This window comes from Streptomyces sp. LHD-70, assembly GCF_031157275.1.
Classification (GTDB): Bacteria; Actinomycetota; Actinomycetes; order Streptomycetales; family Streptomycetaceae; genus Streptomyces.
Genome location: NZ_JAVIFW010000007.1, coordinates 124,248 through 144,175, shown reverse-complemented (window position 1 = coordinate 144,175; position 19,928 = coordinate 124,248). Strand labels below are relative to the sequence as shown.

Here is a 19,928-nt window from a genome sequence, read left to right as displayed (position 1 = left end):
GTGCCCGGCGGTCCTTCCCACAGCAACTTGCGGCCGAGCGAAGTCAGTTGAGGACGAGCAGGGGTGCCCAAGAACGGCAACGGCCGGCTGTGCACCTCCCGATCGTGTGGTCTCGATCCGGTACCGGCGAGCCGCGAAGCTTCGCTGCGGGGTCCGGCGCGCCCGATGTGGCTGGGCGCGCCGGCACTGAACTCCGCTGCACGGTGCGGTGGTTATGAGGGCGGTACGTCCTTCGTGCTGAGTGTGCCGTTGATACGGCGCGGGATTCCCAGGATGTTGCGGTCGCGCAGCGCGGGCGGCAGGAGGCGCTGCGGGGCGGACTGGTGGGACACCGGGCGCAGGAAGCGCCGGATCGCGGTCGCTCCCACCGAGGTGTGCTGTGGTGCGGTCGTTGCCGGATAGGGGCCGCCGTGGTGCATCGCCGAGGTCACGGCGACGCCGGTCGGCCAGCCGTTCCACACCAGGCGACCGACGCGGTCGGCGAGCACGTCGGAGAGTTCGGTGAGGCGAGGGGCCTCGTCGTCCTCGGCGTGGAGGGTGGCGGTGAGCTGGCCCTCCAACTCCTCGGCGAAGGGCACCAGTTCGGACTCCGTCTCGTACTCGACTACGAGTGAGACCGGGCCGAAGCACTCTGGGAGGAGCTGGTCGGCGTAGGTGCGCAGGGTCGCGAGGGATGTGGAAAGGACCGTGGGTCGCGCCGTCGGTGCTGGTGCCGGTGCGCCCGCGACCAGGGTGCGCACTCCCGGTACGGCGGACAGCCTCTGCACGCCTTCGGTGAAGCCCGAGTGGATGCCCTCGTGGAGCATGCGCGCGGGCGCGACCCGGCGTACGGCGTCGGAGATCCGCTCGTCCAGGCCGTGTCCTGCGGGCAGAAACAGCAGACCGGGTTTGGTGCAGAACTGGCCGACGCCCTGGGTGAGGGAGGCGACGTACTCCTCGGCGATCCGAGGCCCGCGGGCGGCCGCCGCACCTGGAGTGACGAACACGGGGTTGACGCTGCCCAACTCCCCGAAGAAAGGGATGGGTTCGGGGCGGGCGGAGGCGAGGTCGAACAGGGCGCGACCGGCGCTGGTGGAGCCGGTGAACGCGGCCGCCTTGATCCGCGGGTGCTGCAGTGCCCGTCGGCCGGCGTCGAGGCCGCCGATGAGCGCGAAGGTTCCCGGCGGTGCGCCGCACCCGGCGAGGGCCGAGGCGATGTGATCCGCGGTCCTGGCGGCCAGGCGGGGGTGTCCGGGGTGTGCCTTGACAAGGACGGGGCAGCCGGCGGCGAGTGCTGAGGCGGTGTCGCCGCCCGCGATGCCGAACGCGAAGGGGAAGTTGCTCGCCGCGAAGACCAGGACGGGCCCGAGGGGCATCAGAACGCGGCGCAGGTCCGGCTGCGGCGGTGCGGAGGAACCGTCGGCCGCGGGCACCGCGGTGTCGATGACCGCATCGAGGTGGGAGCCGTCGAGGACGACGTCGGCGAACATGCGCAACTGACCGGTCGTACGCCGCACTTCGCCGCGCAACCGTGCCTCGGGGAGTCCGGTCTCCTCGCCCGCCAGGTCGACCAGCTCGTCGCAGGCGTCGTCGAGGGCGCGGGCCACCGCGCGCAGCATCGCGGCACGGTCGTCCAGGCTGAGCCCGGCGAGGGTCCGGGCAGCGGCGGCGGCCTGCCGTGCAGCCGAGTCGACGTCTTCGGCCGTGGTGTCCGCCGGGGCGGAGACGGCTGTGGTGCTCGTCATCGGACGTTCTCCCTGCTGAGGACGTTCTCCCGGCTGCGTACGTTCTCCCTGCTCAGTACGGAGTCGGTGGCGTGGAGCAGCCACTCCATGGCGCCCTTTCCCTCCACGACGGGGTTGGTCAGCGACCCCACCCCGGTGATGCCGATGCGGACGACGTCCCCGGGGCGCAGCGTGATGTCGAGGTCGGGGACGAGTCCGGTTCCGGTGGCGAGTACGGCCCCGTGCGGGAAGTGCTCCTCGCGGAACAGCCAGGTCACGAGGGACTCGATCCGGCGACGCAGCCGGCGGGTCGACGTGGCGCCCGACCACAGGGCGGTGCCTCGGCGGTCGATGGACAGGGTGATGTCCAGGTCGTGGGCGTCGGGCAGCTCCCAGGCGGGGCGGATGCCGGGCGCGAGCGCGCAGCTTCCGGCGTAGATCTTCGCCTGGGGCAGATAGAGGGGGTTGTCACCCTCGATCTGCCGGGAACTGACGTCGTTGCAGACGGTGTAACCGACGATCTCGGCATGGGCGTTGACCACGACGGCAAGCTCCGGCTCGGGTACGTCGATGGCCGAGTCGCCGCGGATGCCGATGGGTTCGCGGTCGGTGACGACCCGCCAGGGCACGGACTTGAGGAAGAGTTCCGGGCGCTCGGCGTCGTAGACCTGCTCGTAGACCGTGGCCTGGCTGCTCTCCTCCACGCGTGCTTCGCGGGAGCGTTCGTAGGTCACACCGGAGGCCCACACCTCCATCCGGCCGTCGCCGGGCGGCAGCAGGACGATGTCCTGCTCGTCGGCCGCCCGCCCGTCCGGGTCCTCGACGCGGGCCCTGATCTCCTTCAACGGCAGGGCGAGCAGGTCGGCCAGGCGCGTCAGGCCGGGCAGCGGGCGCACGGTGCCGCCGACCAGTACGCCGACGCGGATGTCGCCGCTCGCGCGCTCGGCGTACCTGACGATGCGGGCCGTGGGCTCGGTCCGGGGCGTCCGGGTCTGTGTCATGGATCGGTTCCTTTCCGGGGTGGTCACGGGACGGGCGGTCACAGGGTGGTGGACAGCTGCCACGGCACGAACTCCTCGTCGCCGTAGCCGAGTTCCTCGCTGGCCGTGCGGCGGCGGCCGGAGGCGACGTCGAGGATCAGGTCGAAGATCTGCCGCCCCATTTCCTGAACGGTGTACGTGCCGTCGGCGACGGGCCCGCAGTCGAGGTCCATGTCGTCGCGCATGCGCTCGTACAGCGGGGTGTTGGTGGCCAGCTTGATGCTGGGCGTGGGCTTGCAGCCGAAGGCGGAGCCGCGCCCCGTGGTGAAGCAGAGGACGGTGGCGCCGCCCGCCACCATGCCGGTGGCGTTGACCGGGTCGTAGCCGGGAGTGTCCATGAAGACGAGGCCGCGCCCGGTGATCGGCTCGGCGTAGCGGACGACGTCGCACAGCGCGGTGGTCCCTCCCTTGGCGACCGCTCCGAGGGACTTCTCCAGGATGGTGGTGAGCCCTCCGGCCTTGTTGCCGGGCGAGGGGTTGTTGTCGATCGAGCTGCCGTCGGCCTGAACCTGCTTCTCCCACCAGCGGATCCGGTCCAGCAGCTTGTCCCCGACCTCGGTGCTGACCGCCCGGCGGGTCAGCAGGTGCTCGGCGCCGTAGATCTCGGTCGTCTCGCCGAACACGGCCGTTCCGCCGTGGCGTACGAGCAGGTCGGCGGCGGCGCCGAGCGCGGGATTGGCGGTCACACCGGACCAGGCGTCCGAGCCGCCGCACTCCATGGCGAGGATCAGCTCGCTCGCCGGGACGGGCACACGGCGCAGCGCCCCGGCCGCCGGCAGCATCTCCTCCAGGGCGGCCACACCGGCGGCGACCGTGCGCCGGGTGCCGCCCAGCTCCTGCACGGTCATGGTCCGCACGGGGCGGTCGGCGGCGGGGCCCCAGCCGTCGACGAGGTCGCGTATCTGGTTGACCTCGCAGCCGAGGCCGAGGACCAGGAGTCCGGCGATGTTGGGGTGGTGCGCGTAGCCGGTGAGGGTGCGGCGCAGCACCTCGAACCCCTCGTTGCCCGCGCCCGCCGTGCCGCATCCCAGGGTGTGGGTCAGGGCCACGACCCCGTCGACGCCCGGGTACTGCCGCAGGACGCCGGAGGTCTCCAGCTGGCGGGCGATGGCGCGGGCCGCGGTCGCGGAGCAGTTGACCGTGGTGAGGACGGCCAGGTAGTTGCGGGTGCCGACCCGGCCGTCGGCCCGTACGTACCCGTCGAAGGTGGCTCGCTCGGCCTCGGGCACATGGTCGGTGGGACGCGCGTCCACGCCGGTCCGGTGGTCGCGGTCGAAGGGGCGGAAGACGAGGTTGTGGGTGTGCACATGGTCGCCGGGTTCGATGGGGCGGGAGGCGAACCCGATGACCTGGCCGTACTTGCGGACCGGCGCGCCCTCGGCGATGCCCCGGACTGCCAGCTTGTGTCCGGCGGGGACGGGTGCGGGGACCGTGACGAGGCGGCCGTCGTCGTCCAGGTGGTCGCCGGGGGCGATGTCGGCGCGGGCGACGGCCACGTCGTCGCTGGGGTCGAGGCGGAAGGAGACATGGTCGAGACGCGATGGGTTCACGGTGGTGTCCTCACGGTCGGATGGCGGGGCACGTGCTGCGGGCGTGCCCCGCCGGGAGGGTCAGCTGCTGCGGACCGGCAGGGGTTCGGCGCGCTGGACGATGAAGGCGTACGAGAGGGCTCCGACGACGGCGAAGCAGGCGACGACGAGGAGCGGGACGACGAACGAGCCGGTGCTGTCGACGAGGTAGCCGACCAGGAGCGGGCTGCCGATACCGGCCAGGTTGGAGGCGAAGTTCTGGATGCCGCCGACCGAGGCGACATGCCGGTCGCTGGGAGCGACGTCGGCGGGCAGCGACCAGATGCCCGACGCGGCGAAGGCCAGGCTGGAGTAGGCGACGGAGAGCAGCGCGAGCGCCATCCAGGCCGCGGGCACGAGGACCGCGAGGCCGATGACGGAGCCGCCCAGCATGCCGCTGATGATGACCGTCTTGCGGACCTTCGTGACGTCGGCGCCCCGCTTGATCGCCCGGTCCGCGAACCAGCCGCCGGCGTACGCGGCGAACACCGCGCAGATGCCCGGCAGGGCCCCGAACAGGCCCAGCTTGAGGAGCGTGAAGCCCCGTTCCTCGACCAGGTAGGTCGGGAAGAAGGTGATGAAGAAGTAGATGCACATGTTGAGGCAGAAGAAGCCGAGCATCATGCCGCGCACTGTGCGGTAGCCGAACAGGTCGCGCCAGCGCAGCTTGCGGGCCGCCTCGGAGTCCGCATCGGCGCTGCGGGCGCCGCCGTCGCGGATGTGGGCGAGTTCGGCCGCGTTGACCTTCGGGTGCTCCTCGGGGTCGCGGTAAAGCCGCCACCAGGCGGCGGCCCACACGAATCCGACGAGGCCGGTGACGATGAAGGCGGCACGCCAGCCCGCGAGGGCGACCAGGGCGGTGACCACCGGCAGGGCCAGGACGCCGCCGACCCGGGAGCCGGAGTCCCAGATCGCCGTGGCGAAGGCGCGCTCCTGCCGGGGGAACCAGCGCGAGACCACCTTGGCGCTGGTGGAGGGCGCGGGACTCTCGCCCACGCCGAGGGCGAGCCGGGCGCCGAACAGTGAGGCGAAGTTCTGCGCGGCCGCCGTGACCATCGTGAACAGCGACCACCAGATGGCGGCGCCGGTGAAGGTGCGGCGCGGGCCGACCTTGTCGACGTACCAGCCCGCGATGAGCTGGCAGAAGTCGTAGGACCAGAAGAACGCCGCCAGGATCATGCCCTGTTGGAACTTGGTGAGCGTGATCTCCTCGCCGATGAACGGCAGGGCGACGCCGAGGTTCGCGCGGTCGAGGTAGTTGATGGTGAGGCCGCCGAAGGCCAGCCAGACGATCATCCAGCGGACGCGAGACGCCCCGGGCGGTGCGGAGCCGGCCGAGCCCGGGCGGGCCGGGCCAGGGGTGGTTTTGCCGTGGGCTGGTGAAGTGGTCATCGCAGGACGTACCTCCCAGGTCGGCCCGGGAGAGGCCGGCCGGATTGGACGACAGGGGGAGTGCGCGCGGCAGAGCGAAGATCCCGAGACTCCTCATGCGCGGTGACGCCCAAGGAATTCTCGATTCACGATCCTGTAGGATTTCGGCAGAGATTGGCACGGTGGCGTGACCGCGTCAACCGGTCCCGTGCGAAGATTCCGGCGGGACCGGGGAGGACCCGGCCAAGGGCGGAGGTAACCCATGACGCGTGACCCAGGGGCTGCGGCCGCTGTGCGCTTGCCGGCCCGGCAGAACCTCGCCGACGACATCCACGAGGCGCTCAAGGCGATGGTCATGGACCACGCGATCGCGCCGGGCGAGCGGATGAACGTCTATGCGCTGTCACGCCAGTTGGGCGTCTCACAGACCCCGCTGCGCGAGGCTCTGGCCCGCCTGGAGGCCGACGGGCTCGTGGTGAAGGCGTCCCTGCGCGGCTACTTCGTCGCCCCGCTCATCTCCCGCACCGAGTTCGAGGACCTCTTCGAGTTCCGGCTGCTCATCGAGCCGTGGTCGGCCGCCCGCGCCGCGGAGCGCTGCGGGCCGGAGGAACACGACGAACTGCGCGCCGAACTGGCCTCCTGCACCGACGTCCCGGACGGCGGGGAGTACGCCGCGTACAAAGCGGTCGCGGCGCACGACCACCGCTTCCACACGCTCGTGGCCCGGCTGTCCGGGAACGTCAACATGCCCTCGACCTTCGAACGCACCAACTGCCACCTGCACATCTTCCGGCTCTTCTACCAGACCTACGTGGGCACGGCGGCGATCGAAGAGCACAACGCCGTCACCGACGCGATCGTGGCCGGCGACCCGGACGCAGCGGCAGCGGCCATGCGCCACCACATCGAATCCTCCCGAACCCGGCTGCGCGACGCATTCAACTGACGTTCCACGGGCTGCCCTTGCGCTGATCGCGGTGCCCTTCGTGGACCTGGTGAGCAGGTCAGGCGATCGGCGAAGCGGTGTACCCGACGGAGGCGATGGCCGCGACGATCTCCTGGGCCGGTACGGGGCGTTCGAGTTCGACGACGGTGCGTTCGGTGCGCAGGTGGGTGGTGCTCGTGGTGACGCCGGGGAGCTCTTCGATCTCGTCGTCGATGAGGAGTCCGCAGCTGGCGCAGTGCATGCCGGTGACGGCGAATTCGAGGCGGAGGGTCACCGGGCGGTCTCCTTCGGGGTGGTGGTGCGGGCGGTGGCGGGCTCTTGGAAGGTGATCTCGCCGCCGTACATGCCCATGCCGCAGGTGAAGTCGAGGGTGCCGGGTGTGGGGGTGCCGAGGTCGATGGGGGTCCGGCCGGTGACGGGGAGGATCTCCTGGACGCCTTCGTCGGGGACGACGAAGGAGCGGACGCAGCCGTTGGTGTTGTCGGTGGCGACGACGAGTTTGGTCGGTACACCGGCGGTCGCGGTGATGGCGGTGGGTGCGTAGGAGTTGGTGCGGGCCTGGACGGTGATGGTCTGGACTCCGCCAGTCGTGGTCACGGTCTTCTGCGGGGGCTGCGCGGCTGCCGCAGGGGCGGTTGCGGGGGTGGGCCACCAGCCGCCGAGGCGCAGTCCGGAGCCTGCGGTCCACAGCGCGACGGCGAGGACGATCACGGCGGTGACGACGCTGAGGCGGCCCTGCCAGCGGCGGGCCGCGGAGCGCAGCAGGAAGCCGAGTACGGCGAAGAGGGGGCCGGTGCCGAGGACGAAGCCGGCCATGACGGCGGCTCCGGCGAGCGGGGATCCGGCGGTGATGGCGATCAGTTCCACGCTGAGGGTGACGCCGCAGGGGATGAGGACGGTGAGGAAGCCGAGTACGGCCGGAGTGGTGATGGCGGTCGACTTCGCCGACCTGCGTACTCGCCGCCCCCACGAGGCGGGTGGCCTGGGGACGAAGCGGCGCACGGCGCGCACGCCGAGCATGTCGAGGGCGAACAGCAGCATCAGCACCGCGCTCGCGACGAGGAGTACGGCGCGGGCGCGGGGGCCGGGCTGGATCGCTGCGCCGACCAGGCCGAGGGCTGCGCCGAGGAGTGTGTGGGAGGCGAGCTTGGCGCCGAGGAATGCGCCGACGGGGGCGAACAGGCCACTGCGCTCCCATGCTTCGGGGCTCCAGGCGGTGGCGCGGCGGCCGACGGCACTGGCGAGCAGGCCGCCCTGGACGGCGGCGCAGGAGGCGCCGCCGGCGAAGAGACCGGTGGTCAGACCGGTGACGAACAAGGTGGTGGTGGAGGCCATGGGGAAGGACTCTCTCTGCTGAGATGGCCGGATCAGGACAAGACGACGTGCCCCGGCGGCCCAACGGGCAGGCGGGGTACGGGTGTTGTCAGGTCCGGCTGACGCAGAGAAGGGCGACGGGATCGGGTGCCCGAGGCCAGGCACACCTGTCGTCCACGGCCACAGCGCCCAGAGGTTCGGCGGGTACCGGTGGTGCGCCGAGGCCGTCCGTGCCAGGGACGGAGGCGGGCGCTACAGGCAGCGGCGGGTGTGCGTTCGCGAGCGGGCAGTCCATGCTCATCGCCGGGCACTCGTCGGGTGCGATGTCGGCCGCATGCCGGGGCTGTCGATCCGTTTCCGAGGGGGCCGCCTCTGAGGGGGCCGCCTCCGAGGCCATGGCGGAGGCGGTCATGGCGGAGGCGGTCATGCCGGGCATCGGCTCGGTCATGGCCATCGTCATGGTGGTGTGCGCGGGGCCCCACATCAGATAGGCGCAGGCCAGCAGCGCACCGGCCACGAGGGCGGCGAGTACGGGCCGGGGGCGCCGGGCGGGGTGGACGGGCACGTCCGCGATGCTATCCGCCCGACCCCGCCCGACCCCGCCCGACCCCGGCCGCCCTGTCCCGGCCTCCCGGCTCAGGCGGTTCGGCGCCCGATGCCGGGCCAGAACCGCCCGGCCCTGCGGGCGTACGCGTCGTACGCCTCGCCGTGCACGGAGCGGAGGTAGGGCTCCTCGACGATCCGCACCTGCAGTTGGACGGCGGTGACGAGGGCGGTCAGGGCGAGGAGGGCGACCGCGTTGGGCACCATGAGGGCCAGGCCGGTCGCGGTCACGGCCATCGCGGTGAAGACCGGGTTGCGTACGGCGGCGAACATCCCCGAGGTGACCAGGACGGTCCGTTCACCGGCGTCGACGCCCACCCGCCACGATGTACCCATCGCACTCTGCGCGAGCAGCGTGGCGGTGATCCCGGCGAGGGTGATCACGAGTCCCGCCCCGCGCAGCAGCGGCCACCCGGTGCTGGGCAGGTCCGGCAGGCCGGTGAGTGAGGCGATCGGAGCGGCGCCTCCGCCGAGGAGCGCGAGGACGAACAGCACGCCCGCCCACCACGAGGCGGAGCCCGGTCGGCCGGAGAGGCCGCGGAACCCGGTGTCGCCGGTGCGACGGGCCTGGATCACGGACCTGATCCCGAATGCGGTCACAGCCCAGCCTGCGAACAGGGCCAAGGCGCTCCACGCCCAGGCGGTCATGTCGCCGTCTCCTTCGCGCCGGTGGAGCAGCAGGCGTCGGCGCAGGCGCCGTTCGTACCGTCGTCGGACGCGGAAGGCGAGGTGCGGGACGGGGCGGACGCGGGGCCGCAGGCGCAGCCCTTGCCCTGCCACGCGTCGATGCCCTCCTTCACCGCGACGGCCGCGATCACCAGGGCGGCGATCGGGTCGGCCCAGGACCAGCCGAGAGTCGCGTTGAGGACCAGGCCGACCAGCAGCACCGCGGACAGATACGTGCACAACAGGGTCTGCTTGGAGTCGGCGACCGCGGAGGCGGAGCCGAGTTCGCGGCCGGCGCGACGCTGGGCGGAGGACAGGAACGGCATGACCGCCAGCGACAGTGCGGCGATGACGATGCCGGGGACCGACCGCTCCGCCTCACCGGTTCCGCTGAGGGCGCGTACGGCGTCTACGGAGACGTAGGCGGCGAGCGCGAAGAAGGAGACGGCGATGATCCGCAGCGTCCTCTTCTCCCGCGCCTCGCGTACGGCATGGTCGCGGGCGGAGAACTGCCAGGCGACCGCGGCGGCGGAGGACACCTCGATCACCGAGTCCAGGCCGAAGCCGATCAGTGCGGTTGACGAGGCGATCGTTCCGGCGGTGATCGCGACGATCGCCTCGATCACGTTGTAGGTGATCGTCACGGCGACGAGGAACCGTATCCGCCGCGCGAGCGCGTCCCGGCGGGCGGGCGACGGGCCGAGGGATATGACGCTCATGGGCAGCAGCCCTCCGTCTCCGCGTCCGCGCACGTCTTGTCGGCCTCCACCGCGAGGACGGCCGACCGCAGGTCCCCGAGGGCGTGCCCGAGGCGAGCGTCGGCGAGCTCGTACCGCGTACGGCGCCCGTCCGGGATCGCGACGACCAGGCCGCAATCCCTCAGGCACGCAAGGTGGTTGGAGAGCCTGGTCCTGGAGATCCCGAGCGCGTCGGCGAAGTCGGACGGGTAGCCGGGCCCTTGCTGCAGTTCGAGCAGGATGCGGCAGCGGATCGGGTCGGCGAGGGCGCGGCCGAACCGCGCCAGAGCCTCGATGTCGGTCGCGAGAGTCAGCACGCGTCGACGATACAGAAAATCCTGGATTCAAGAAACCCTGAATCGCCTGAGGCTCGGTGCGGGCCTCCGCCGCCCCCGAAGCAGACCGGCCATAGTGCCGCGTGCGACCGCCGGATCGCCGCCTCGCCGGACAGGTGTGCCGCTCGTGCCGCACCGGCCGGCCGAACCCGCCGGTCACGACTTCCCCAGCGCTGTCGGGGTGGTCGAGCCAACCGGTCTCGATCGCACCGGTGCTGATGATGGGGAAGCCGTCGAGATGGGCGGTGCCGGGTATGACGCGGCGTACGCACCAGTCGCCTCGTTCGAGCGGCCGTTGGGTGTGGCCGGTGAAGAGAACGCGTCGGGGTGCCCACCCAGGACCTGGCCGCCGGTGTGGAGCTGATCGAGGTGCGTGGGGAGAGTGCGGCGCGCGGTGGGGCATGACCGGTTCGCCGACCGTGCTGCTCGAAGGGGGGATCCGTTCGCTGCGCCGGGGACGGCGCCGAGTCTGTCGTGCCGCAGCTACCGCGGTGCGGACGGCCGGGTGGACGGGCCGCCGAGCGTGGAGGAACCGCGCCGGGCCCTTGTCGACGGCCGAGCCTTCACCGCCCACAACGACCAGTAGCGCCGGGCTTGGACCTCAGGACGACTCCGGGGCGGTGACCTGGTGCCTTTCGCCGAAGCCGGGGTCGATTCGTAGCAGGCGAGGGGCGACACCGGCGAGGATGCCCGTCATGACCGTTGACCAGGATCTCGTTCCCCTGCGGCCCACGCACTCGGCGCCCTTGGTGTTCGGCGCGGGGGCGGCCATCGGTGTGCTGGGCGGGATGATCGGGCTGGGCGGTGCGGAGTTCCGACTGCCGCTGCTGATCGGTCTGTTCGGCTTCGCCGCGCTCTCGGCCGTCATCCTGAACAAGGCGATGAGTCTGGTCGTGGTCCTTGTCGCGCTGCCTGCCCGGCTGGCGGCGGTGCCGGCCGCGGAGGTGGCCGCACGGTGGCCGGTCGCGGCCAACCTGCTGGCCGGCAGCCTGCTGGGTGCTTGGGCCGGAGCCACCTGGGCGGTACGTATGCGCTCCGCCACGCTCTACAAGGTGCTGGCGGCGTTGATGGTGCTCATGGCGGCCGCATTGGTCGTCACCCACACCACCGCCCTGGAGACGCTCGACCTGCCGCTGTGGGCTCAGGTGCCCTGCGGGGTCGTGGCCGGGTTCGGCATCGGGGTGGTCGCGGCGATCATGGGTGTGGCCGGCGGTGAGCTGCTGATCCCGACGATCGTGTTGCTGTTCGGGGAGGACATCAAGACCGCGGGCAGCCTCTCGCTCCTGGTGTCGTTGCCGACGATGCTGGTCGCGTTCGCCCGCTACAGCCGCGACGGCAGCTTCGCCGTCCTCGGCGCGAACCTCCGCTTCACCCTGGTCATGGCCGCGGGCTCGGTCGCCGGCGCGGTCCTGGGCGGTTTGCTCCTCGGAGCCTTCCCGGACCTGGTGCTGATCCCTGCCCTTGCCTTGATCCTGCTCGTCTCCGCGGTCAAACTCGCCCGTCACGACTGACAGTTCAGAACCGATTGCCCTCGGGACCCGCACCTGGGCGGGCCCCGATGGGGGAGCGACTGAGCAGGCCAGCAGGCCAGCAGGCCGTCAGGCCCCTGACTGCCGCTCCCTGTGCCCCCGCAGCGCGCGGGCCGTCAGGTCCCGGTCCTCGCCGAGGACGAAGGCGGTGACTCCGTCCGAGCGCCAGTCGGCGCGGCGTTCCGGTGTGGTGGCCATGGCGCAGAAGGGGACGCTGTGGCGGGCGCAGGCGGCGCGGAGTTCGAGTACCGCGTCGCGTACGGACGGGTGGCGGACCTCCCACGGGACGCCGTACGACTGGGACAGGTCGCCGGGGCCGGGGAGGACCAGGTCGATGCCGCCGCCGGCGAGGATGGCGTCGATCGACTCGACGCCCGCCGCGTCCTCGATGAGGGGGATCAGCATGATCTCGGCGTTGGCCCGCGCGATGTACTCGCGCGGGTCGAGCCGCCCGTAGCCGAGCCCGCGGCCGCCGTTGAGGGAGCGCATGCCCTCGGGTGCGTAACGGGCGGCGTGGATGAGGGCGTCCACGTCGGCGCGGGACCGGACATGGGGGAGGACGATGCCCATCGCGCCCGCGTCCAACGCCCGCAGCACCGCGCCCGGATCGCCCTCCGGTACGCGCACGAAGGGGGTGAGCCCCGTCGTCTCGGCGGCCCGGATCAGATGCTCGAGGAGCCGGGGGTCGACCAGCGTGTGCTCGGTGTCGAGGATGACGAAGTCGTAGCCCGCGGCGCCGATCATCTCGACGACGGCGGGGTCGGGGAGTACGGAGAACAGCCCGTGCACCTCCTCGCCCGCCGCGATCCTCCGCTTCACCTCGTTGGGGCGCAGCACGATCTCAGACCTCCTCGGATGCGCCCGGCCCGGCGAACGCGCCCGATGCGATCCCGTTCAGGAAGTGGAACCCCGGCCGCGGATGCATCAGGAAGTCATGGTGCGAGATGTTCCACGCGTACGCACCGCACAGCTCGAACGCCACCCGGTCACCGGCGCGCAGGCCGGGCGCCAGGACATCGCGCGCGAGCAGGTCCTTGGGCGTGCAGAGCTGTCCCGTCAGGGTGACCCGCTCGCCCTGCGCCGCCGAGCGCGGCCACGGGTGCGGCCAGGGCTCGTCGGACGGCAGGACCGTGCACGGCTGGTCGTGGCCCTTGGTCGCGGGCGTACGGAGGTGATGCGTACCGCCGCGGACGACGGCGAACTCCTCACCGTGGCTGGGCTTCACGTCCAGGACCTCGGTGGCGTACCAGCCGCAGTACGCGGTGAGCGCGCGGCCCGGTTCCAGACGCAGCGTCAGACCAGGGTGCGCGGCGACGAGTTCGGCCAGACCGGTGCCGTACGACGCCCAGTCGAAGCGCCGCTCCGGCTCGGCGTAGTCGACGGCCATACCGCCGCCGACCACGACCTCGGGGATCCGGACGCCGTGCCGCTCCGCCAGGTCCATGGACCACACGACGATCGAGCGCGCCACGGCGAGCTGCTCCGTCGCCTCCAGGCCACTCGCCAAGTGGGCGTGCACACCGCGGAGTTCGAGGTGCGGGTACGTGCCGTCGGTGAGCAGCCGGACGACCTCGTCGGCCTGGCTCGGGTCCAGGCCGAACGGCGTCGGACGGCCGCCCATGGCGAGCGACACGCTGTCCAGGGAGCCGTCGCCCACCGGCAGGTTGAAGCGCGGCAGGACGGCGATCCGTCGCTCGGCGGCGTACGGGGCGGCCAGCTCGGCGAGCAGGTGCAGCTCGTACACGCTCTCCACATGGAAGCGCTCGACGCCGATCTCCAGTGCCTGGGCGACCTCCGCCGGGGTCTTGCCGGGGCCGCCGAAGGCCAGCGGGAAGCCGGGCACGGCCTTGCTGACATGTGCCATCTCGCCGCCGGAGGAGACCTCGTAGCCATGCACGTACGGGCGCAATGCGGCCAGGATCTCCGGCTCGGGGTTGGCCTTGGCCGCGTAGTACAGCTCGACGGCGGAAGGCAGTGCGGCCCGGACAGCGGCGACATGTTCCTGAAGGGCCGTCAAGTCGTAGATGTACGCGGGCAGTTCCTCGGAGCGCAGGGTGCGCACGCGGTCTCGGACGGCGGGGGTGGGGTGGGTCATCACGCGTTCCAGGGGGTGGCGGACAGGACGGACTCGGCGAGCGGCGACGGCAGCCGGACGTAGCCGGCCTCGCGGTCGGCCTTGCGCTCCCAGCGGGTGAGCAGGTTGGCCTTGGCGGGCAGCGGCACCCCGGCGAGGAGCGCGGCAAGGCGCGGCGGGCAGCCGTGCCGGTCGGCGTGCCTCTGCAGGGTGCGGCGGACCTGGGCCCACAGCTCGGTCTCTGTCTCCGGGTGCAGGTCGGCGAGCGCCGCGAGCAGTTCGGAGACGTGGTTGACGAGGAGGCAGTACACGACCCGGTCCCAGCCGCGCTGGGCGTCGTACGTCATCGGGCCCGCGACCTCGGGCGGCAGCGCGGCGAGCGTGTCGGCGTGCTGCTCGGGGACGAGCTTGGTGCCCTCCAGGTCGCGGAACAGCACCTGCGCGGGCATCCCGTCGCCGTCGACGCAGATCAGCACGTTCTGCAGATGCGGCTCCAGGACCATGCCGTGGTCGAAGTACGCGGCAAGTACCGGGGGGAGGAGCAGGTTGAGGTACGCGGCCCACCACTCGAGCGCGGTCCGCGCGTCCTTCCCGGCAAGCAGCCGGGAGATGTGCGCCTCGCTGGCCGGGTACTCGTCCGCGACCGCACCGGCAAGGAGCGGCGTCGTACCGGGCAGCAGCCGCCGCGACAGCCCCTCGCGGACGATCACACCGAAGCCTTCGAGCAGCGGGATGTCCGCACCGCCGTCGGGGCCGGGAATCGCCAGGCTGCGGTACGCGGGCTCACGCAGCACCGCGCTGCCGGGGAAGCGGGTGGCCAGGTCGTCCAGCACGGGCTCGAGGAGGCGGGTCAGGGCCACCGCGCCGGTCAGCTCGTAACTGGAGTTCTTGCGCAGGCAGTTGGTGATCCGCACGTTCAGGCTGAACTTGAGGAACGCGTCGTCCGCGTACAGCGTCCGGACGGAGGCGGTCGCCGCGAAGGGCAGCTCGGAGGTGCCCAGGATGCGGATGTCGTCGCGGTCCAGGGCCTCCTGAAGGGCCGGGTGGTCGCGCAGCAGCTCGTACTGCCAGGGGTGCGCGGGCAGTAGCCGGTAGCCCTCGGGGACGTCGGCGCGCAGCGCGTCGAGCGGGTCGGTCGCGTCCGGGGCCGCGGCCTCCTCGGCGATCAGATGCTCGCGTACGGCCAGGAGCAGCAGCGGGAAGGTCGCGCCGGTCTCGGGGGCGTACGCCTGCCAGTCGGCGGGGTTGCCGGTGCGGGCCTTGGGGGTGGGGTGGAAACGGTGGCCGAACACGAGCGACTGCTCGGAGGCGACGTACGTGTCCAGCCAGTCCTTGGCGGCGGCCGTGCCCTCGGCCGGGGCCGGGCGCCCGGCAAGGGCGGCGGAGACGGCCTGGTGGCTGGAGGCGATCTGGGCCAGGAACTCGTCGTTGTCGACACCGGTACGCAGCGACAGCTCGGCATGGACGTACTCGGCGAGCGTGCGCCAGTCGACCTCGGTCCAGGCAGCGCCGTTCTGCTCGGTGACCGGGCCGGTGAAGCGGTGCGCGCCGATCAGGGACGTACGGCGGAGCGCGACGCTCAGCAGGACGCCGCGGCGGGGCAGGCGCAGCAGCAGATGGCCGCGGTCCACGGCCGTCTGGTGCTCGGGCCCGGAGACCTCGCGGAGCAGGCAGTTGAGGAGGGTGTGCGCGACGACGTGATCGGCGCTGGGCAGCGCGGTCGCGGCGGCGTTGACGTCGGTGGGCGTCAGCGAGGTCATCAGAGGCTCCTGGGAGTCTGAGCAGAGCGGCGGAGAAGAAGGGGGAGGGCGGTCGCAAGCACGGTCGCCACGGCGATGGCGGTGCCGATCAGCAGCGGCGTCGAAGGGCCGAACCAGGCATTGCCGACCGCGGCGGCCAATCCGGCGGCGACCGCACCGGCCTTGGAGAAGAACTCGATCGAGCCGAACAGCCCGCCGGGCGCACGGCCCTTGGCGCAGTCGGCCGCGAGGACCGACAGACAGACCAGGCCGAGGGTGAGCCCGGCGCCGAGCACCAGCCGTACGGCGATGAACGCCGGGAGCGAACCGGCGATCTCGTGTCCGGCGGAGCCGAGCGCGATACAGACGAAACCGATCACGATGCCCATGCGCGGGCGGCTGCGGAAGACGGAGTGCACCGCCATCGCGCCGACCAGGTAGCACACATGGGGCAGTGCGAAGAGCACACCGGAGACCATCGAGCCGGTGCCGGGGATGCGCTCCTTGACCAGCTCGATCAGGTACGGGAAGGAGATCACGGTCGAGAAGACGAACGCGAACTCGAGGGCGAAGAGGCCACGGAGGGCGGCGGTCGTACCCGGCTTGGTCTGCTGGTCCGGCTTCGGGTCCGCGGCCTTCACGGCCGATTGCGTACGCGCCCGCTGGGGCTCCGGCAGCAGCGCCAGCATGGCGGCGGCGGCCAGCGGGAGGACGGCGAGCAGCGCGTACTGCCGGTGGGGCGAGAGCCACGGCGACAGCGAGCCGACCACGATCGGCGCGAAGACGAGCGCGGCACGCGCACTGCCCTGCATCAGCGTGAGCGCACGGGAGAGCTCGGTGCCCTCAAGCGCCGCTCCCAGATAGCCGTTCGACGCCGCGAAGGTTCCGCCGAGGATGCCTTGAAGGACGAGCGCGGCGGTGAAGGTGGCGATCGAGTCGGCCCAGCCGGCGAGAAGGAAGGCCACGGCGAGGCCCAACTGCGCGCGCAGCAGCAGCCGTTTGCGGCCGAACCGGTCCGCGAGCCGTCCCCACAGCGGGGCGCCGAGAGCACCGAAGATCGTCGGCACGATGTAGAGCAGGCCCGCCCAACGCGCGGTGCGGTCGCCGAGTTCCGGGAGGATCTCGGTGAGATACGGCGGCAGGCCGAGCGCCGCGAAGGACGCTACGAAGTAGCAGCCGGCCACGGCATGCACTTGGCGGCGGCCGAGGGCGGAGCGGGACTCTTCGTCCGCGTCCTCGGTCACGGTCGGGTCGGCCGAGGCCGTAGTGGTCGCGGTGGCCGTTGTGGTGGTCGTCGTCATCGCGCACTCCCCGTCGGCAGCAGGTAGTTGGGCCCGGTGGTGTAGTGCTTGTTGATGTCGGCCGCACCCGACCGCTCCTTGGAGAGCAGCGTCCCGGCGCTGACCATCGCCTTGACCGGCAGCTCCGGGGCATCGAGGAGCCGCTCGCGCAGGACGGCGCCGGGCTCGCCGGAGCCGGTGCCGAGCCGCTCGACGGCCTCGGCGAGCCGGTCGCGGATCAGGCCGAGCAGCTTGTCCAGCGGTGCCCGGTCTGCCCGGGCAAGGCCGAACGCGTAGGACCCCGCGCACAGATGGAGCGTGATCGTGGCGACCATGTCGGCCACCGGCCCGTCGCCCTCGGTGAAGATCCGCGGGTCGGCGAAGACCTCCGGGTCCGGTGCGTCGGCGCCGAGCCGCTCCCGCATCCGTACGGGGTTGATGCGGGGCGAGTCGTTGTCCTTGAACAGCAGCCGCAGCCGGGTGCCGCCCTCGGCCGTGCGGTCCAGGACCAGCGAGATGTTCTGCTGGTGCGACTCCAGGCCGATGCCGTACCCGAAGAGAGTGGTCTGCCAGTCGAACAGCAGGGTGAGCATGGCGTCGAGCAGGGCCAGCGGGTCACCGCCGTAGGAGCGGTCGGCGAGGTGGTCGATGACCAGGCGGTCGCCGGACCCGGGCGCCGGGGCGAGCAGCGCGGCCAGCGGGACGACGGAGCTGCGGTCGAGGCCCTTCGGGTAGCGGCGGCACAGTGCGGCGAGCAGCTCGTGGTCGGCGTGTGCATACACCGTCTCGTCGGCTTGCAGGATCGTGTCGCGGAACCGTGGCTCGCGGGCGATCACGGTCTCCAGGAGCCGCTGGCCCTCCAAGCCGTCGATGAGCGTGCGGGGCTTGATGGTGCGCCGGTTGCGCAGGCCGAGCGTCGCGGTGGCCAGCGGCAGCTTCAGATGCAGCTGCGGATCGGCGTCCAGGGCCACGGTCCGCATCGACAGGGTGGGTACGGCGCTCAGCCAGGCGTGCTCGGACAGGACCGCGTCGCCGGTGAGCCCGGTCTCGCGGAGCGCCGCGCGCAGCGGCTCGCCGACCGTCAACGGGTGGACGGGCAGCGCGATATGACTGCTGTTCAGATCGCCGTGCTCAAGGTCCACCGGCATCGGCCAGCAGGCGGGCAGGGCGTCCTCGCCGCCGGTCACGGTGACGGCGGTGCGCGGAAGCAGCAGCCAGCGCAGGGCGAGGCGCGAGTGGAACTCCGGTGCGTATGCCCGCAGTTGAGCCTCGTTCAGGCCGGAGCGGCCGCGCGAGGTCGGGTAGACCGGGTGGTCGAAGCGGGCGGCCAGGGCGTCGTACGCGATCCCCGCCGTCAGGCCGGTCCAGGCGGCCGGGTCCGGGCCATGACGCTCCGTCAGTACGGCGTCGATCTCGTGCTGCGTCGCGGAGTGCAGCCGCAGGGTCTCCAGCGTCTGTCGGCACTCCTCGGCGAAGGCGTCGAAGCCCTCGTGGTCGACCGGGTCGGCGAGCGCTCGCAGCGCGGGGAGCACAGTGTCGAGTGTGGTCAGCCGTGCGCCGTCGGATTCGCGGACCAGGAGCGGCAGTCGGGCGGCGTATTCGGCCTGGTAGCCGTCCTCGCCGAGGGGGAGCAGCAGGGCGTCGTCGGCCGTGGCGTGCCGGAGCCACGGCCCGTCCGGCCGCTCAAGGACCGTACCGGCCGTCCGCAGCCCGACGACGTCCTCGCGCAGCAGCGCGCTCAGCACGCGCGTCAGCAGCTCGGCTTCTTCGGCGGAGCCCGGCTCGGCCAGGGTCTCGATCGTCGCGGTCACCGGGTGATCTCCCAGCGCTCGGTCGCGAAGAAGGCGTCCGCGACCCGGTCCACGGCCGCCTGGTCGGCGCCGGTGGCGCGCAGGACGCCCAGGTAGTCGCGGTTGGTGCGGTAGTACGGGTGCTCGGTGCCGAGCGCGCGCAGCGGACGGTAGGCCAGACGCACGCCGTCCACGGTCTCGTCGAACGCCTCGGGTGCGGAGGTGAGAGTGCCGGCGCGGTCGGCGAGGGCGTACTCGACCCGCGCAGCGGCACCGGTCCGCGCGTCCAGTGAGAGAGGCAGGGGCTCGCCCAGGTGTGTACGGAGAATGTGCTCGAAGAGCGGGATGTCGAGGGCCTGCGCCAGCACCAGATCGCACTGGTCCCCGATGATGCGGTAGTTGACCTCGATGAGCCGGGCCCGGCCCTCGTGCACCACGAACTCGGTGTGACACGCGCCGAACGAGACGCCGAGCGCGTCGAGTTGGGCGAGCACCTGCTCGACGACCGCCTTGGGGTGGGAGGCGAGGAAGTCGTGCCGTTCCTCGATGAAGGTGGGGGGAGCGGAGATCCGGCTGCGGAAGCCGCCGAGGACGTGGCGGACGTTCCCGTCGCCCAGAGTCTCGAGGGAGTAGAGCTGGCCGGCGAGGAACTCCTCGGCGACCAGCGCCGCCTGCGGGCGCCGCGCCTGGATCTCCTTGGCGCGCGCCACCAACTCCTCGGGCCCCTCGGCGAGGATGACGTCCTCACTGGCCACGCCCTCGCGGGGCTTGACGACACAGGGGTACGGAAGTCGGGCCTCGACCAACGCGGACGGGTCCTGGCCCGGTGCGATCTCGGCGGACCGTACGGTGTCCACGCCCATGGCGGCGAGGTGGCGGCGCATCTCGGCCTTGTTCTTGGCGCGCAGGGCGGCCTGCCAGTCCTTGCCGGGCAGCCCGAAGTATTCGGCGGCCAGGGCTGCTTGGGTCTGCAGGTGGTCGCTGTTGGTGAACACCGCGTCGGCGGGCTCGTGGGTGGCTATGCGGTTGATGACGGCGCGGAAGTCATGAACGTCGCACTGCAATACCTCAATCTCGGGATATTTCGCCCGATGGGGAGCGGGCTGATCCGTGAGAACCGTGATGTCGAGGCCGAGGCGGGCGGCCGCCGGGAGGAAGCCGTCGGTGACCGAGTCGGTGGGGTTGAGCGCGAGCAGGTACATGCGCATGAGCGGAGACCCCTTCTGTGTCGGG

18 protein-coding genes are annotated in these 19,928 nt (G+C 71.9%); 2 read left to right on the top strand and 16 right to left on the bottom strand.

Going from position 1 to position 19,928, the window contains the following annotated elements; genetic code table 11:
- Positions 1-212: 212 nt before the first annotated feature.
- Genes RCO28_RS15490 through RCO28_RS15475 form a run of 4 tightly spaced genes read right to left on the bottom strand, consistent with a single transcriptional unit; the run spans position 213 to position 5,703 of the window.
- Positions 213-1,724 (bottom strand): aldehyde dehydrogenase (NADP(+)), encoded by a 1,512-nt coding sequence (locus tag RCO28_RS15490; protein ID WP_308941698.1) that lies wholly within the window; start codon positions 1,722-1,724, stop codon positions 213-215.
- On the bottom strand, positions 1,721-2,704 hold the full coding sequence (locus RCO28_RS15485) for a fumarylacetoacetate hydrolase family protein (protein WP_308941697.1): 984 nt from the start codon (positions 2,702-2,704) through the stop codon (positions 1,721-1,723). The genes RCO28_RS15490 and RCO28_RS15485 overlap by 4 nt, the downstream gene beginning before the upstream one ends.
- Positions 2,705-2,742: 38 nt before the next feature.
- Positions 2,743-4,293 carry an altronate dehydratase family protein gene (locus RCO28_RS15480; protein WP_308941696.1) on the bottom strand — a complete coding sequence of 517 codons (1,551 nt, stop codon included), beginning with the start codon at positions 4,291-4,293 and terminating at the stop codon, positions 2,743-2,745.
- 60 nt (positions 4,294-4,353) lie between these two features.
- The gene (locus RCO28_RS15475; RefSeq protein ID WP_308941695.1) at positions 4,354-5,703 is read right to left on the bottom strand and encodes an MFS transporter; all 1,350 of its coding nucleotides are present in this window, start codon (positions 5,701-5,703) and stop codon (positions 4,354-4,356) included.
- A 241-nt stretch (positions 5,704-5,944) separates the two neighbouring features.
- Here RCO28_RS15475 and RCO28_RS15470 point away from each other — a divergent pair, with 241 nt between their 5' ends.
- Entirely contained in the window at positions 5,945-6,628 is a 684-nt protein-coding gene (locus RCO28_RS15470; protein ID WP_308941694.1) for a GntR family transcriptional regulator, read from the top strand.
- Between the two features lie 58 nt (positions 6,629-6,686).
- On the opposite strand, the gene RCO28_RS15465 is transcribed toward RCO28_RS15470, so the two are convergent.
- The 6 genes from RCO28_RS15465 to RCO28_RS15440 form a co-directional block, all read right to left on the bottom strand.
- Positions 6,687-6,902 carry a heavy metal-associated domain-containing protein gene (locus tag RCO28_RS15465; protein WP_308941693.1) on the bottom strand — a complete coding sequence of 72 codons (216 nt, stop codon included), beginning with the start codon at positions 6,900-6,902 and terminating at the stop codon, positions 6,687-6,689.
- The gene (locus RCO28_RS15460) at positions 6,899-7,963 is read right to left on the bottom strand and encodes a sulfite exporter TauE/SafE family protein (RefSeq protein ID WP_308941692.1); all 1,065 of its coding nucleotides are present in this window, start codon (positions 7,961-7,963) and stop codon (positions 6,899-6,901) included. Before RCO28_RS15460 ends, RCO28_RS15465 begins: the two co-directional genes overlap by 4 nt.
- An 88-nt stretch (positions 7,964-8,051) precedes the next feature.
- Positions 8,052-8,507 (bottom strand): hypothetical protein, encoded by a 456-nt coding sequence (locus RCO28_RS15455; protein WP_308941691.1) that lies wholly within the window; start codon positions 8,505-8,507, stop codon positions 8,052-8,054.
- Between the two features lie 71 nt (positions 8,508-8,578).
- The gene (locus RCO28_RS15450; protein ID WP_308941690.1) at positions 8,579-9,193 is read right to left on the bottom strand and encodes an isoprenylcysteine carboxylmethyltransferase family protein; all 615 of its coding nucleotides are present in this window, start codon (positions 9,191-9,193) and stop codon (positions 8,579-8,581) included.
- Complete coding sequence (locus RCO28_RS15445; protein ID WP_308941689.1) at positions 9,190-9,930, bottom strand: cation transporter; 741 nt, start codon at positions 9,928-9,930, stop codon at positions 9,190-9,192. The genes RCO28_RS15450 and RCO28_RS15445 overlap by 4 nt, the downstream gene beginning before the upstream one ends.
- A complete protein-coding gene (locus RCO28_RS15440; protein WP_308941688.1) occupies positions 9,927-10,265 on the bottom strand; it encodes a metalloregulator ArsR/SmtB family transcription factor in 339 nt (112 codons plus the stop codon). Before RCO28_RS15440 ends, RCO28_RS15445 begins: the two co-directional genes overlap by 4 nt.
- 704 nt (positions 10,266-10,969) lie before the next feature.
- Here RCO28_RS15440 and RCO28_RS15435 point away from each other — a divergent pair.
- Complete coding sequence (locus tag RCO28_RS15435; RefSeq protein ID WP_308941687.1) at positions 10,970-11,794, top strand: sulfite exporter TauE/SafE family protein; 825 nt, start codon at positions 10,970-10,972, stop codon at positions 11,792-11,794.
- A gap of 87 nt (positions 11,795-11,881) precedes the next feature.
- On the opposite strand, the gene RCO28_RS15430 is transcribed toward RCO28_RS15435, so the two are convergent.
- The 6 genes from RCO28_RS15430 to RCO28_RS15405 are packed head-to-tail and all read right to left on the bottom strand — an operon-like array spanning position 11,882 to position 19,903.
- The gene (locus RCO28_RS15430; protein WP_308941686.1) at positions 11,882-12,649 is read right to left on the bottom strand and encodes an aldolase/citrate lyase family protein; all 768 of its coding nucleotides are present in this window, start codon (positions 12,647-12,649) and stop codon (positions 11,882-11,884) included.
- A 4-nt stretch (positions 12,650-12,653) separates the two neighbouring features.
- The gene (locus RCO28_RS15425) at positions 12,654-13,907 is read right to left on the bottom strand and encodes a type III PLP-dependent enzyme (RefSeq protein ID WP_308941685.1); all 1,254 of its coding nucleotides are present in this window, start codon (positions 13,905-13,907) and stop codon (positions 12,654-12,656) included.
- On the bottom strand, positions 13,907-15,646 hold the full coding sequence (locus RCO28_RS15420; protein WP_308941684.1) for an IucA/IucC family protein: 1,740 nt from the start codon (positions 15,644-15,646) through the stop codon (positions 13,907-13,909). The genes RCO28_RS15425 and RCO28_RS15420 overlap by 1 nt, the downstream gene beginning before the upstream one ends.
- Positions 15,646-16,926 (bottom strand): MFS transporter, encoded by a 1,281-nt coding sequence (locus RCO28_RS15415; RefSeq protein ID WP_308941683.1) that lies wholly within the window; start codon positions 16,924-16,926, stop codon positions 15,646-15,648. The genes RCO28_RS15420 and RCO28_RS15415 overlap by 1 nt, the downstream gene beginning before the upstream one ends.
- Positions 16,923-18,716 carry an IucA/IucC family protein gene (locus RCO28_RS15410; RefSeq protein ID WP_308941682.1) on the bottom strand — a complete coding sequence of 598 codons (1,794 nt, stop codon included), beginning with the start codon at positions 18,714-18,716 and terminating at the stop codon, positions 16,923-16,925. Before RCO28_RS15410 ends, RCO28_RS15415 begins: the two co-directional genes overlap by 4 nt.
- Positions 18,713-19,903 carry an ATP-grasp domain-containing protein gene (locus tag RCO28_RS15405; protein WP_308941681.1) on the bottom strand — a complete coding sequence of 397 codons (1,191 nt, stop codon included), beginning with the start codon at positions 19,901-19,903 and terminating at the stop codon, positions 18,713-18,715. The genes RCO28_RS15410 and RCO28_RS15405 overlap by 4 nt, the downstream gene beginning before the upstream one ends.
- Between the last annotated feature and the right edge of the window lie 25 nt (positions 19,904-19,928).